At 35.1% G+C, this 12,735-nt stretch carries 16 protein-coding genes; 8 read left to right on the top strand and 8 right to left on the bottom strand.

Features of this window, described 5'->3' with window-relative positions:
- Window positions 1–246 precede the first annotated feature (246 nt).
- A complete protein-coding gene (locus BLS98_RS20130) occupies window positions 247–723 on the top strand; it encodes a GNAT family N-acetyltransferase (RefSeq protein ID WP_228425271.1) in 477 nt (158 codons plus the stop codon).
- Window positions 724–727: 4 nt separating this feature from the next.
- On the opposite strand, the gene BLS98_RS20125 is transcribed toward BLS98_RS20130, so the two are convergent.
- The 4 genes from BLS98_RS20125 to BLS98_RS20110 form a co-directional block, all read right to left on the bottom strand.
- A complete protein-coding gene (locus BLS98_RS20125) occupies window positions 728–1,234 on the bottom strand; it encodes a GNAT family N-acetyltransferase (RefSeq protein ID WP_089738818.1) in 507 nt (168 codons plus the stop codon).
- 10 nt (window positions 1,235–1,244) lie between these two features.
- On the bottom strand, window positions 1,245–2,147 hold the full coding sequence (locus tag BLS98_RS20120; RefSeq protein ID WP_089738816.1) for a LysR family transcriptional regulator: 903 nt from the start codon (window positions 2,145–2,147) through the stop codon (window positions 1,245–1,247).
- Between the two features lie 236 nt (window positions 2,148–2,383).
- On the bottom strand, window positions 2,384–3,319 hold the full coding sequence (locus tag BLS98_RS20115; protein WP_089738813.1) for an alpha/beta fold hydrolase: 936 nt from the start codon (window positions 3,317–3,319) through the stop codon (window positions 2,384–2,386).
- Between the two features lie 232 nt (window positions 3,320–3,551).
- Window positions 3,552–4,298: a metallophosphoesterase family protein gene (locus BLS98_RS20110; protein ID WP_089738811.1), complete on the bottom strand. Its 747-nt coding sequence runs from the start codon at window positions 4,296–4,298 to the stop codon at window positions 3,552–3,554.
- 287 nt (window positions 4,299–4,585) lie between these two features.
- On the opposite strand from BLS98_RS20110, the gene BLS98_RS20105 reads away from it, so the two are divergent.
- From BLS98_RS20105 to BLS98_RS20085, 5 genes are all read left to right on the top strand, one after another.
- Complete coding sequence (locus tag BLS98_RS20105; protein ID WP_089738809.1) at window positions 4,586–5,203, top strand: NAD(P)H-dependent oxidoreductase; 618 nt, start codon at window positions 4,586–4,588, stop codon at window positions 5,201–5,203.
- A complete protein-coding gene (locus BLS98_RS20100) occupies window positions 5,200–5,490 on the top strand; it encodes a putative quinol monooxygenase (protein WP_089738807.1) in 291 nt (96 codons plus the stop codon). Before BLS98_RS20105 ends, BLS98_RS20100 begins: the two co-directional genes overlap by 4 nt.
- Window positions 5,490–6,245: a type 1 glutamine amidotransferase domain-containing protein gene (locus tag BLS98_RS20095; RefSeq protein ID WP_228425273.1), complete on the top strand. Its 756-nt coding sequence runs from the start codon at window positions 5,490–5,492 to the stop codon at window positions 6,243–6,245. The genes BLS98_RS20100 and BLS98_RS20095 overlap by 1 nt, the downstream gene beginning before the upstream one ends.
- Window positions 6,246–6,553: 308 nt before the next feature.
- Window positions 6,554–7,537 carry an aldo/keto reductase gene (locus tag BLS98_RS20090; protein ID WP_089738805.1) on the top strand — a complete coding sequence of 328 codons (984 nt, stop codon included), beginning with the start codon at window positions 6,554–6,556 and terminating at the stop codon, window positions 7,535–7,537.
- A gap of 187 nt (window positions 7,538–7,724) precedes the next feature.
- Window positions 7,725–8,693, top strand: coding sequence for a cyclase family protein (locus BLS98_RS20085; RefSeq protein WP_089738804.1), 969 nt, complete (start codon window positions 7,725–7,727; stop codon window positions 8,691–8,693).
- A 212-nt stretch (window positions 8,694–8,905) separates the two neighbouring features.
- Here the strand turns inward: BLS98_RS20085 and BLS98_RS20080 are convergent, their stop codons facing one another.
- The 3 genes from BLS98_RS20080 to BLS98_RS20070 all read right to left on the bottom strand — a co-directional run bounded on the left by BLS98_RS20080 (window position 8,906) and on the right by BLS98_RS20070 (window position 10,422).
- On the bottom strand, window positions 8,906–9,349 hold the full coding sequence (locus tag BLS98_RS20080; RefSeq protein WP_047095198.1) for a carboxymuconolactone decarboxylase family protein: 444 nt from the start codon (window positions 9,347–9,349) through the stop codon (window positions 8,906–8,908).
- Window positions 9,350–9,354: 5 nt separating this feature from the next.
- Window positions 9,355–9,786 (bottom strand): DoxX family protein, encoded by a 432-nt coding sequence (locus tag BLS98_RS20075; RefSeq protein ID WP_167356258.1) that lies wholly within the window; start codon window positions 9,784–9,786, stop codon window positions 9,355–9,357.
- A 63-nt stretch (window positions 9,787–9,849) separates the two neighbouring features.
- Window positions 9,850–10,422 carry a Crp/Fnr family transcriptional regulator gene (locus BLS98_RS20070; protein ID WP_089738802.1) on the bottom strand — a complete coding sequence of 191 codons (573 nt, stop codon included), beginning with the start codon at window positions 10,420–10,422 and terminating at the stop codon, window positions 9,850–9,852.
- Between the two features lie 66 nt (window positions 10,423–10,488).
- Here BLS98_RS20070 and BLS98_RS20065 point away from each other — a divergent pair, with 66 nt between their 5' ends.
- Window positions 10,489–10,854: a DUF1304 domain-containing protein gene (locus BLS98_RS20065; RefSeq protein ID WP_089738800.1), complete on the top strand. Its 366-nt coding sequence runs from the start codon at window positions 10,489–10,491 to the stop codon at window positions 10,852–10,854.
- A 419-nt stretch (window positions 10,855–11,273) separates the two neighbouring features.
- On the opposite strand, the gene BLS98_RS20055 is transcribed toward BLS98_RS20065, so the two are convergent.
- Window positions 11,274–11,651: a winged helix-turn-helix transcriptional regulator gene (locus BLS98_RS20055; RefSeq protein WP_089738885.1), complete on the bottom strand. Its 378-nt coding sequence runs from the start codon at window positions 11,649–11,651 to the stop codon at window positions 11,274–11,276.
- 91 nt (window positions 11,652–11,742) lie between these two features.
- On the opposite strand from BLS98_RS20055, the gene BLS98_RS20050 reads away from it, so the two are divergent.
- Complete coding sequence (locus BLS98_RS20050; protein WP_089738795.1) at window positions 11,743–12,735, top strand: NADP-dependent oxidoreductase; 993 nt, start codon at window positions 11,743–11,745, stop codon at window positions 12,733–12,735.

The following is a 12,735-nucleotide window of genomic DNA, read 5'->3' as shown; positions in this document are numbered from 1 at the left end:
ATTTATTCGTGTTCATTAGTGGCAAAATAACAGCAGTATATTCTAGCTGAAAATCTCATATTGAGCGAAGTCGAAATATTCTTGCGCCTTAAAAACAATATAATTCTCCGACAATCTTTGCATCCTTGCGTTTTCCAACAAAAAATCACAGACTTCTAATATTAGCTTCCAGTAGCTATTTTTCCTACTTTTGTATAAATCCCATACCACATATCAACAAACCTGCGTGGTTATACAATTATTTACATGAATTTACAGATGGAGCAATATACTTTTAATAAGAGTGAAAAGGATTCAGAAATTCCTTACGGGCTATTATTACTGGCAGATGAAACCGTTGAGGCCATCAATCAGTATATTTTTAAATGTGATATCTATCTGCTTCAAGATGATGCTGAAAATATTGCCGTTATGGCCTTATACAAAAACAGTGATACTGAGCTAGAGATTAAAAATATTGCTGTTATTGAAAACTACAGGAGCAAGGGAATTGGGAGTATTTTAATGGATCAAGCCAAGGAAATTGCCCGTGACAATCATTATGAAGTCCTAAGTGTAGGAACTTCAGATACAGGATTTCAGCAGATCAGGTTTTATGAGAGAAACGGTTTTCATAAAATAGGGATACGTAAAGATTTCTTTATTGAAAATTACCCATCCCCGATTTATGAAAACGGTTTGCAGATGCGGGATATGATTATTTTAGAATGTCCATTATCATAGTTTTCTATCTGTTTTTTTGAATGGTATAGATAAAACCCTTGTGACCATCAAAATCAAACTCCTTATCAAAAGTCAGCCCAAGCTTTTGCAATACCATTATAGAAGCTATATTATCAGACATTGCCCTCCCAATAATCTTTTTAAGGTTTAACTTTTCAAATCCATATTTTAAACAAGCAGCAGCACTTTCTGTGGCTAATCCATTATTCCAATGCTCTTCAAAGAATCTGAAGCCAATATCTGTTTCATCCTTAGAACGGTCATATTTCAACCCGCACCATCCTAAAAATTCATGACTTGATCGGTCAATGACAGCCCATCTTCCATACCCATTGACTTCATAATCTTTATAATTTTGCAAAAAAGTATAAGCTTCTTGAATATCTTCAAAGGGTGAATCTCCAGTATATCTTATAACATTAGGGTTTTCATTCAGCTTATAAAAATTATCCGCATCTTCAACGGTTAATTCCCTTAACAGAAGCCGATCTGTTTCCAAAACTTTCTTCATTCCAAACCGATTAGTTTTTACCCATCACCTTACGGAATAATCCCTTAATATGTTCTATTTCTGTTTGGTAATTGGTCTTTTTTCTACATCCGAAATACAAAGTGTTTTCCAACTTTTTCTTTCCTTCCCAGATTAGTTTAATTTCTCCACTTTCTATTTCATTTTTGCATAAGAAATCCGGTACAACAGCTAATCCTGTTCCTCCTTTCAGGCAACGGATGATTGAATTCAAGTTCGGAACAATATAATTCGGACGGAAATTCGGTTTATGTCCAAAATTTAAAGTCCAATACTGGAAAAGATGTTCCATATCTCCCGTGGTTCCGTACCATTTTTCATTCTTCAGCCACGCTTCGATCTGTTCTGCATCTTTTGTTTTCAACACCTTTTTGAAAGCTTCAGTGTCTACATCTTTTCCACCAACCAATATAATCTGTTCCGAAGAAAATGCTTCATGCTCTATATTGGGTGAAGATCCTTTTTTCGGAGTAATAATAAGGTCCAGAATCCCTTTATCCAATTGATCCAGCATTTCAGGATATTCTCCAAAACTGATAATCAGGTTGAAAGGTAATGAAGAAACATATTGCTCCAGTGTAGTCTGAAAAGTTTCAAAACACATCCCCACACTAATGGTCGGCGTATGTTTTTCTGTAGACTTCTGAAAGTTTTTTTCTACATCTTCCAGCTTGGTAAGAGGTTCTGCAACTGCATTGAACAATACTTTTCCTCTCTCCGTAGGAATCATCTTCCTACCCGTTCTGTCGAACAACTTATATCCTACATACGCTTCCAGTGAACTTAAATGCAAACTCACCCCAGGTTGCGAAATGAATAAGGCATCAGCTGCACCTGTTAACGTCCCGGTTTTATAGATCGCCTTAAAAGTACGATACCATTCTAAATTGACCATGACTTAATTATTAATATTCTGATACAAAATTACAAAATAATCATAATACTAATTAATAGTTTTGATAAGATCAGAAAGCCTGAAGCTGGAAGAGGGAAGTAAATGAGCCGTATACAAACACTATCACGTTATTTATTGATTTTTTAAATCATTTAATCCAATAACAGCTATAAATAATTTGCCTGGCACCTTCCTGCTTCCCACTCCCAGCTTCCTGCCTTTTATCTTTTCACAGATTATTTTACGATCTGAAGTATTGCATTTTGAAATTTTTCCGCTTCATCTTTATGAATCTGATGCCCTGAATTTTCAAATAAAACAAGATCTTTTTTCGGTGCTTTTACTTTTTCAAAATAGTCGGTGGTAATTCTCGTAGAAGTTTGAACATCGTTTTTACCAACAAAGAAATAAATAGGACAATCCACTTTCTTTAAAGTCTTAGGAAGATCAATATTCATTACTTCATTCCAAGCTGGTGACCAGGTTTTTGACCATTGAAGAAATCCCTTTTTGAATTCGTCCCCGGTTACATATTGTTTTCCATCTTTATAAAAAAGCCATTTTCTTAAATAAAACAGATCTTCATCTACTTTGAACGGAATCTGTACACTTGCTAATTCTTTAGAAGCAACAGGATCTGCTTTGAAATGATCTTTTAAAATCTGAAGCAATTCTTTCTCACTCTCTAGCTGGCTTACCACAGGATTTACAGCAAAATAAGCATGTAACAGCTCAGGATGATTTCTAACGATGTAGAATCCTAAAGCATTTCCCCATGAACTTCCCAACAGGTATATTTTTTCCTGTTTTAATTCTTTTCTCAGGAAATTGATCACCTGATAAGTATCTTTTCCCATCAGCTCCACTGAAGGCTGAACTGGAGAAGGATTTAATTCCAGCGTTTTTCCGGCATCTCTCTGATCCCACTGAACAATGGTGAATTTACTTTTTAAAAGCTTTGTAAAAGAATCAGCATTTTTTCTCATAGAGCTTCCAGGGCCTCCTGATAAAAAGAGCAATATTGGCTTTCCGGAATCATCTGTTTTAATATCTATGGCTTGTTTTATTCCACCAATTTCTGGAATAAGCAGGGTATCTATTTTCCCTTTATGTAATTGTGCCATACAAAATGCTGATAGTAGTAAAAGAATAAAAAGACTTGACTTTTTCATGATTTCTAGATTTTAATTTGATACAAATATCCTCCAGAGAATTCTTAAAAAGGTCCGAATAAAACAATTCGAACTGATTTTAATAAAAAAATGAGTTCGAATCTCTACAAATCAAAGTCCGAGTAATTACAATTAACTACAAATCAAAACATTACAACTATTTACAACATAGAAAAATACTGCAACTCCCAGACAGTTTCATTATATATAGGAGTGATATATTTAAGAAAAATTACAATATTGATACTTTTTCATTTCTTAAGAAGGCAGCATAATAATTGGGAACCCCACTTTCTTCGATTTGGCGGACTGTCTCTTCAAGGGGATAGCTCAACTGTACAATTTCAGGAACAATCTTTTCATCATCTAAAGTCAAAATCAAATAAGAAGCTAATCTGTTTTCTTCTTTGGAGCGGCCTACAGAACCACAATTAACAGCCCACTTCTTATTTTCAAACTGTTTTGTAAATGATAAATGCGTATGTCCCATCACAATCAGATCAGCTTTTGAATCTTCCAGCATATTCATAAAAACCTCATCACCTTCCGATTCATACAGATAAGTATCATTACTTTCCAAGCTGGAATGTACCAACTGGATATTCCAATGTTTACTACCCATTTTATAGTTTAATTTCAAATGAAAAGGAAGCCCGGAAAGAAACTTTTTGTTTTCTTCTGTAATATGTTGTTTAGAATGATCTATAGCGATAAATCTCGCATTCGTTTCTTCCTGAGAATGCTTAGATAAAGGAAAAACAGGCAGATCAAAAGCAATTCTTTCATCATGATTGCCCATCAGACAAGGAACATTCAAATTCTGTATTCTTTCTATCACTTCATTTCCCCAAGGGGCAAAATCTACAAGATCTCCCAAGCAGAATTTCTGATGAATTCCTCTCTGCTCAATATCCTTCAATACTACGTCCAATGCAGGAAGATTCCCATGTACATCACTGAAAACTGCTATCTGTATCATTCTCTGTCTATTTCTTCATCAAATTTACAAGACGCAAGATAATTCCAAATCAGATACAGCATGACATTTTACCATGAAACAGTGATTATTGATCGTTAATTTTCACTTCATAAATTAAGAGTGAGTGATTCTTAACCATAAAATTGATAAGAAATACATTCATCATTCAGAATATATACAAATTATATCATATAAATATTCTGATACTTTGCTATAATTTATATTATTTTTATTATACATACATCCGAGGTAACTTTGCAGAGTAAAATTTAAACAATCATAAAAAAATGAAAAAAGTACTAATCATCAACGGAGGACAAAATTTCGGACATTCCGGAGGAAAATATAATCATACTATCGCAGAAAATACATTAGCCGTTCTTAAGGAATTTGATAATGTAGAAGTAAAAATCACCAATGTAAGTGAACACTATAACAAGCATGAAGAAGTAGAAAAATTTGTTTGGGCAGATTATATCATTTACCATACTCCAATTTGGTGGTTCCAGCTTCCGAACGGATTAAAAAAATATATTGATGAAGTGTTCACAGCAGGTCATGCAAAAGGTATTTATATGAGTGACGGAAGAAATGCTGCCAACCCTGAGATCAATTATGGTACAGGAGGAATGCTTGGCGGAAGAAAATATATGGTAACAACAAGCTGGAATGCTCCTGCTACAGCCTTTACGCTTCCTGGAGAATTTTTTGATGAAAAAAGTGTAGATGAAGGACCTTTATTTGGTTTTCACAGAATGAATGCCTTTGTATCATTAGAAAAAATGGAAAGTTTCCACTTCCATGATGTAGAAAAAAATGCCAACATAGAGCGTGATATGAAGCTTTACAGTGAACATGTGAGAAACGTATTTGAAAAAGAATTAAAATCAGAATTAGTATCATGAAAATTCACCTTACCGCAGTAATCAAAGCCAAAGAAGAACATCGTTCAGAAGTATTGGACGTTCTTCAGAATATGGTACAGGAAACAAGAAAAGAAGAAGCGTGCGAATTGTACAATCTTCATCAGGGAATTGAAGACAAGAATCATTTTGTCTTCTACGAAATATGGAAAAGTGAAGAAGGATTAGCACAGCACAATGAGCAGCCCTATATTAAAGCTTTCGGAGCTTTGATTGATGAAAAACTTCAGGAAACACCACAAATTTATACCACTAATCTCCTTTCATAATGAAAAAATTAGCGCTTTTATTGCTCAGCCTTTTCACGATAGGATTCATTCAGGCTCAACACAAAAAATCTATTGATATGAAAAAGAAAATATTATTCGTAGTCACCAGTCATGATAAAAAAGGCAGTACGGGAGAAGATACAGGATACTATTTGGGAGAAGTTTCTCACCCATGGGAAGTTCTTCACAAAGCAGGATATGAAATTGATTTTGTAAGTCCAAAAGGCGGAACTCCACCGGTAGATGGATTTGATTTAAAGGATCCTATAAACAAAGAGTTCTGGGAAAACAAAGAATATAAAAACAAAATAGATCATTCTTTAATGCCATCACAGGTGAACCCAAAAGAATATTCAACCATCTTTTACGCAGGCGGCCATGGAGCCATGTGGGATCTGGCTGATAATAAAGAACTGTCTGATATCGCTTCAACAATTTATGAAAACGGAGGTATTGTAGCAGGAGTATGCCATGGACCAGCAGGTTTGGTGAATATCAAACTGAATAACGGGAAATATCTGGTAGATGGAAAGAAAATCAATGCTTTCACTAATGAAGAAGAATCCGCTGTAAAACTAACAGACATTGTTCCTTTCTTACTGGAAAATAAATTAAAAGAAAGAGGGGCAAAATTTGAAAAATCCGGACTTTGGCAGAACCATGTGGTAACAGATCAAAGAGTCATCACCGGACAAAATCCACAATCTGCAAAGAGCGTTGGAGAAGCAATTTTAAAAGAATTAAATAACAAATAAGTTTTTAAACCACAAATCGAAGATTATCTCCTGTTAGTCGATGAATATTATTTCGACGAAGTCAGAGTTAAAAAAAGCTTTTAGACACTTAAGTAAATAGAAGTTAGAATCTAAGCTGTTGAAAAGAACACTTAAGTTTTGAAAACCTCCAATTTTCACCAATATCTCAATTGAAGGGCTGAAAATTCCCCTCCTCTGGAGGGGTGTCAAAAATTCAAAGAATTTTTGACGGGGTGGTCTATCAGATATCTACAAACACTTTTACAACTTCTATGGTTTAACACAATAACAAATTAAGATTAAAAAAAATGGAATACAGAAAATTAGGAAATACAGAGTTAGAATTATCAACCATCACTCACGGAGCTTTTGCTATTGGTGGTAATATGTGGGGTGGTAATGAAAAACAGGATTCCATTAATTCTATTCATGCCTCATTGGATCATGGAGTAACTTCTATTGATACAGCACCTTTCTATGGTTTCGGATTAAGTGAAGAAATGATTGGTGAAGCGATGAAAGGAAAGGACCGTTCAAAAATTCAGCTATTAACGAAATTCGGATTGGTATGGGACGGAAGCAACAACGGAAAAGGGGAATTTTTCTTTGATGCTGAAGATGAAGGGAAAATAATTCCTGTCTATAAATTGGCTTCAAAAGAAAACATCATCAAAGAAGTTGAAGAAAGCCTACAAAGACTGGGTACAGATTATATCGATCTTTTACAGCTTCACTGGCCAGACAGCACAACAGCTATCAGTGAAACAATGGAAGCGATGGAATTGTTAATCCAACAAGGAAAAATCCGTGCTGCCGGAGTAAGTAACTACAGTGTTGCCCAAATGGAAGAAGCTAACAGAACTTTGAAGCTAGCAAGCAACCAGGTTTCTTACAGCATGCTGAACCGTGCTATTGAAAGTGATCTTGTTCCTTATTCTTTAGAAAACAATTCAGGAATTATCGTCTACAGCCCAATGGAAAGAGGCCTTTTAACAGGTAAGTATTTCAAGGATAATAAATTAAAAGACAACGACCACAGAAACGGCTATTTCTCTCAGTTCGATTTAAATAAAGTAAAAACTTTCCTAGAAAAAATTGAACCTATTGCTCAGGAAAAAGGAGCCAGCCTTTCTCAGTTGGTATTAAGATGGACTACTCTACAACCGGCAATTACAGTAGTATTGGCAGGAGCTAGAAATGCAGAGCAAGCTATTGATAATGCAAAAGCAATGGATATCAACCTTTCTCAGGAAGAACTGACCTTCATCAACGCTGCTTTAAGCGAGATTTAGTATAAAGCTGGAAGCTGGAGGATGGAAGGAGGAAATATGAAATTGAAAACACTAGCTGTGAATGATAAACTTACAGTATGTTCAATCTAGAAACTACAATCTGATCAATAAAATATCAATTCTTAAAAGGCTTCAATAAATTCCCTCTTCCAGCTTCCCTTCTTATTCAACCCATAAATCGTAAAAAATGAAAAAGAATCTTATCAAAACGTTCGGGTTAGGAACCCTATTGACTATAAACAGCATTGCATTAAATGCTCAAACACTTGTCAACCCAGAAGATAAATCATGGTATCCTTCTGCTTACGGAGCACAGGATGAAATTGGAGCCGCAAATTTATTAACTCCCGAAGTAGTAAAACAGGCACTTGGATTGGTGAAACAAGGTAAAACATTGGCCCTTGCGGTTCCTATTGATAAAAACTTACCGGCTTTCAGACACAGAAGCTTCAATCTATATAATATTCAACCCGGAGAACAGGGTGGAAAAAGCATAGGTCCCAACAAATTTACATTCAATGACGAATTGGTAAACGGATGGACCGGTGTAGGAACTCAGCTTAACGGTATTGGACACATCGGTATTGATAACGTTTACTATAATGGAAATAAAGCAACTGATTTTGTAACTGTAGAAGGTGTAAAAAAACTGGGTGTTGAAAAAGTTCCTCCTTTCGTTACCCGTGGTGTAGTCCTTGATATGGTCGCTCATTTTGGAAAAGCTATTGTGCCTGGTGGAACAGAATTTACCGTTGAGGATATCAAATCTGTTTTAAAGAAACAAGGTCTTACCTTAAGAAAAGGAGACGTTATTCTTTTCAATACAGGATGGCTTGAACTCATAGGCAAAAACAACAAACAGTTTTTAGAAACTGAACCGGGAATCGGAATGGATGCAGCCAAATGGGTGGCAGACCAAGGAATTATTGCTTTTGGAGGTGATACCTGGGCTTCCGAAGTCTATCCAAATCCAAAAAGTAAAGAAGAGTTTCCTATCAACCAATATATGCTGGCTAAAAAAGGAATCTATAACTTAGAATTGATTGATACCCGTCCATTAGTCAAACAAAAAGTATGGGAATTCCTGTTTGTTCTGGGACAGCCTCTATATGTTGGATCTACTCAGGTAAACGTTAACCCGGTAGCAATCTATTAAATATATTTTTTAAATGATTATGAATAACAAAGTGGAGAAGTACTTTCCGTACCCAAACTTAATCACTAACCATTAAGATTTATTTTAGAATTAATACCCACGGAATCTTTATTTTGCTATTCACAATTATACAAAAAAGAGCTCTTCATTATTGAAAAGCTCTTTTTTTATGAATAAACCTCAGTCTTACCTTCAGCTTTTTCTTTTCTCCATTATTTAGCTATCGGAAGATGTGTACTTATCGCTATTCTATTCCATGCATTGATAGTGATAATTGCCATAATGATCTGAGCAATCTGAGCCTCATCAAAGAATGTTTTAGCTTTCTGATACGTTTCATCAGTTAGCCCTTTGTGGCTGATTAAAGTAATTTCCTCAGTCATCGCTAAAAGTACCTGCTCTTCTTCTGTAAAAAACTCTTTAGCCTCTGTCCATCCATCCAGAATGAATATTCTTTGAGCTGTTTCCCCATATTTAAGGGCATCTTTGGTATGCATATCAAGGCAGAAAGCACATTTATTGATCTGGGAAGCTCTGATTTTAATTAATTCTTTTTGAATATGGGTTAAAGAAGTATTCTGTAAATACCCTTCCAATCCTAGCATTGCTTTGTAAGCTGCGGCATCTGTAGTAGCCATGTTAAATCTTGCGCTCATTATATTTATTTTTTGGTTAATTGATCTATACTAAAAGAATATTGTTGCTGAACAGCCAGTAAAAGAGCGGCTGCACTTCCCACCCATACTGAATAATTGAGTGGTGCTTTAGAACCTAAAGCAATCGTCATTGATACTGCAAAAATCAACAATAAGATACTGCTTCCATAGGCTGCAATTCTTGTTTTAAAACCCACCAACAGCATCAATGGAAATACAATTTCTAAAGATGTCGCTGCATAAGCTGAAAATGTACTCAAAGCTTCAGGAAGAAAAGACGTTAATGACCTCGTGTATTCTTCAAAGCTTTTCATATTTCCCCATGAAGAATTTTCTGGACTCCACCACCCGAATCGGTCTGCCACTGCAGAAAGCATGGTTACAGAAAGAGCCAATCTTAAAAATAACTGCGGAAATTGAGTTTTTGTATCTGTCATTGCATTCGCTTTTAATTACATGACAAATTTCCGATATCTGATCCGTAAAAAACTTAAACTGGTTTAAGAACGTAATTTTGCTTTAATTTCACTTAAATATTCCGGAGTAAAACCAAGAAATGAAGCAATAAGATATTGAGGAATTCTCTGAATAAACCAAGGATATAATGTACTGAAATGAACGTACAGCTCTTCCCGAGAATATTCAGCCAGATAACGGAGTTTTCTTTCAGAAGCTGCATAAGCTCTCTGATAGATGATCCTGAAATATTTTTCCATCACAGGATGTTTCTCCAATAATAATTCCTGATTTTTAAAATCAATGACAAGTATAGTAGACTTTTCCACAGACTGAATATTAAAATCCGTCTGCATCTGCCTTTCATAGGCAAATGTATCGGTAATCCACCAGTTTTCAATAGCAAACTGAGTGGTATGTTCTACCCCTTTTTCATTAATAAAATACTTTCTCAGGCAGCCTTCTACCACAAAATACATATCTCTGCAAATCTCACCTTCCAGCATCAGACTTTGCTTTTTCTTCACCTTCAGTACTTCGAAAAATGAAAAAATTGAAATATACTCTTCGTCAGTTACCGTAATAAATTTATTTAAATGTGCCTTGAAATTATCCATCTTTAGAATTGAATACTCAAACTTAACTTTATTTTTTTAGTTTTACAATCACAAAAACATGAAATCATGGAAGTCGTTGCTAAAATTCTAATCGCCGTTGTGGCACTTGAACATCTCTATATTCTTTGGATGGAAATGTTTGCATGGGAAACCAAAGGAAAAGAAGTTTTCAAAGCTGCTCTGCCGGCAGAAATGTTCAAACCTACAAAAGGATTGGCTGCTAATCAGGGGTTGTACAACGGTTTTCTGGCTGCAGGACTCATCTGGTCTTTTCTGATTAAAGATCCGCAATGGCAGGATAATGTAGCTTTATTCTTTTTAAGTTGTGTAGCTGTAGCGGGTATTTACGGAGCCATTTCTGCTACGAAGAAGATATTTTTTGTTCAGGCATTGCCTGCAATATTGGCTATCATTGCTGTTTTATTGAAATAGTCTGCTGAAAATGTGTTGGAAAACGCTAAGACGCAAAGTTTTTTTTCTATGCACATTCTTCTAAGGCGCGAGGATTTTATCTGCGATAAAATTGAATACCGCTTATTTTATGCCACGAATGCACGAATAACACGTTTTAACTTTCCACAAGATTCTATCTTTCTATGTAGTTTAAATATTTTTTTGAACCACATTGGAGCATAGATTTCATCCGAAAAAATTACACACTCATAATGTTTATTCGTGCATTCGTGGCAAAATAGCAGCAGTTTTATGATAGCTGAAAATCTTCGATTTTCTTGCGCCTTAAAGCACGATTTCATTTAAAATTCTTTGCGCCTTGGCGTTTTCCAACAAAATTATAGTTCTCGCAGATTTTTTGCATCTTTGAAATTTGTGGGAAGTAGCTTATAAAGATATTATCCCATTGAAGCTTTAATTTTCTCCCTATGAAGCAATCCCCAGTTTACAAGAGTCTCCGTTACTGGAAATACAGACTTTCCGTATTCTGTAACGGCATAAGTAACAGTAATTGGCTTGGTATCCTGAATCGTTCTTGTAATCAAAAGGTTTGTTTCTAACTCCTTTAATTCTTTGCTTAACATTTTTGCAGAAATCCCATCAATTCCACGTTCCAGCTTTTTAAAATGAATCTGTTGATCCGTTCTATTTGTAAGATATCGTAGAATCATTAATTTCCATTTTCCACCCAATACATCAAGGCTGTCGCGCATTGCAAATAATTCCTCAGTACAGCTTGCTTCTCTTTCGGTTCCGTTTTCTTTAATTTTTGCCATAATAGTTTCATCAAGGTAACTAGTTACCAATTGTTAACTAGTAGCAAATATAAACTATTCCCGTTTTACATTTGTACATCAAATTAACAATATGAAAGCAGTAATTTTAAATAAAGACTTTAAGCTTGAAGATGGGTTTACGGAAAAACCTCAGCCTAAATCTCATGAAGTATTAATTCAGATCAAAGCAAGTGGTTTCAATCCCATAGATTATCAAATGTTGGAAAATGAACTGGAAAGAAAATTAATCAGTTCGCCGATATTAGGACGAGAATTATCCGGAGTTGTTGTAGAAAAAGGAAGTGATGTCACTCAGTTCAATATTGGGGACGAAGTATTCTGTGGCAGCGGCTCTATGGGAAGCAATGGAACGTATGCAGAGTATATTTCAGTTCCGGAAGCCATTGTTTCATTTAAACCAAAAAATATTTCCTTTGAACAGGCTGCTTCTATTCCATCAGCAGGATTAACTTCTTTACAAATTTTTAAACGATTGAAACTACAGCCGGAACAGACCATTCTTATCACCGGAGCTGCTGGTGCAGTAGGTTCTTTTTTAATTAAAATTTTATGGGCTCACCATATTGACAACTTCATTATCACTGTTGGCAGTGAAGAAAACAAGCAGATGTTTTTGAATCTTGGGTTAAAAGAGCATCAGATTGTTAATTACAAAGAACAAAATCTTGTAGAAAACATTTTAAAAGCTAATCAGAATCAACCTTTTGATATTGGAATTGATTTGGTTGGAAATTATATGGCTGAAATCACAGCTGAGGTATTAAAAATCAATGGAATTTATGTAGATGTTACCGCTCTTGTTACCAAAGCAGCTCATGAAATGCTCTTCAATAAAGGAACTGTAATTATGAATATCTCCAATTATACCTACAGCATGGTAAAACAGTATGATTATTACAAAAACAGTCTGGAAGAAGTTGCTGGATTGATTGAAAACGGTTCCATTGCTCCATCTCAACATAAAATAATTGGTGATCTTTCTTTGGAAACTGTTCTTAAAGCCCATTCTATTCTTAAAAACAACCAGACCCAAGGTCATAAACTCATTATGAAAAACTCATAA

This window comes from Chryseobacterium jejuense (genome assembly GCF_900100075.1).
In the GTDB taxonomy this organism is placed as follows: domain Bacteria; phylum Bacteroidota; class Bacteroidia; order Flavobacteriales; family Weeksellaceae; genus Chryseobacterium; species Chryseobacterium jejuense.
Note: the sequence above shows the minus strand (reverse complement) of the source record. Positions and strands in the feature narration are given on the sequence as shown.

Excerpts from the sequence above, each read along its gene's own strand:
- BLS98_RS20095 (WP_228425273.1), top strand. The coding sequence starts at position 5,490 with ATGAAAAAATTAGCGCTTTTATTGCTCAGCCTTTTCACGATAGGATTC.
- BLS98_RS20100 (WP_089738807.1), top strand. The coding sequence starts at position 5,200 with ATGAAAATTCACCTTACCGCAGTAATCAAAGCCAAAGAAGAACATCGT.
- BLS98_RS20105 (WP_089738809.1), top strand. The coding sequence starts at position 4,586 with ATGAAAAAAGTACTAATCATCAACGGAGGACAAAATTTCGGACATTCC.
- BLS98_RS20090 (WP_089738805.1), top strand. The coding sequence starts at position 6,554 with ATGGAATACAGAAAATTAGGAAATACAGAGTTAGAATTATCAACCATC.
- BLS98_RS20070 (WP_089738802.1), bottom strand. The coding sequence starts at position 10,422 with ATGGATAATTTCAAGGCACATTTAAATAAATTTATTACGGTAACTGAC.
- BLS98_RS20120 (WP_089738816.1), bottom strand. The coding sequence starts at position 2,147 with ATGGTCAATTTAGAATGGTATCGTACTTTTAAGGCGATCTATAAAACC.
- BLS98_RS20065 (WP_089738800.1), top strand. The coding sequence starts at position 10,489 with ATGGAAGTCGTTGCTAAAATTCTAATCGCCGTTGTGGCACTTGAACAT.
- BLS98_RS20125 (WP_089738818.1), bottom strand. The coding sequence starts at position 1,234 with ATGAAGAAAGTTTTGGAAACAGATCGGCTTCTGTTAAGGGAATTAACC.
- BLS98_RS20115 (WP_089738813.1), bottom strand. The coding sequence starts at position 3,319 with ATGAAAAAGTCAAGTCTTTTTATTCTTTTACTACTATCAGCATTTTGT.
- BLS98_RS20085 (WP_089738804.1), top strand. The coding sequence starts at position 7,725 with ATGAAAAAGAATCTTATCAAAACGTTCGGGTTAGGAACCCTATTGACT.
- BLS98_RS20110 (WP_089738811.1), bottom strand. The coding sequence starts at position 4,298 with ATGATACAGATAGCAGTTTTCAGTGATGTACATGGGAATCTTCCTGCA.
- BLS98_RS20080 (WP_047095198.1), bottom strand. The coding sequence starts at position 9,349 with ATGAGCGCAAGATTTAACATGGCTACTACAGATGCCGCAGCTTACAAA.
- BLS98_RS20055 (WP_089738885.1), bottom strand. The coding sequence starts at position 11,651 with ATGGCAAAAATTAAAGAAAACGGAACCGAAAGAGAAGCAAGCTGTACT.
- BLS98_RS20050 (WP_089738795.1), top strand. The coding sequence starts at position 11,743 with ATGAAAGCAGTAATTTTAAATAAAGACTTTAAGCTTGAAGATGGGTTT.
- BLS98_RS20130 (WP_228425271.1), top strand. The coding sequence starts at position 247 with ATGAATTTACAGATGGAGCAATATACTTTTAATAAGAGTGAAAAGGAT.
- BLS98_RS20075 (WP_167356258.1), bottom strand. The coding sequence starts at position 9,786 with ATGACAGATACAAAAACTCAATTTCCGCAGTTATTTTTAAGATTGGCT.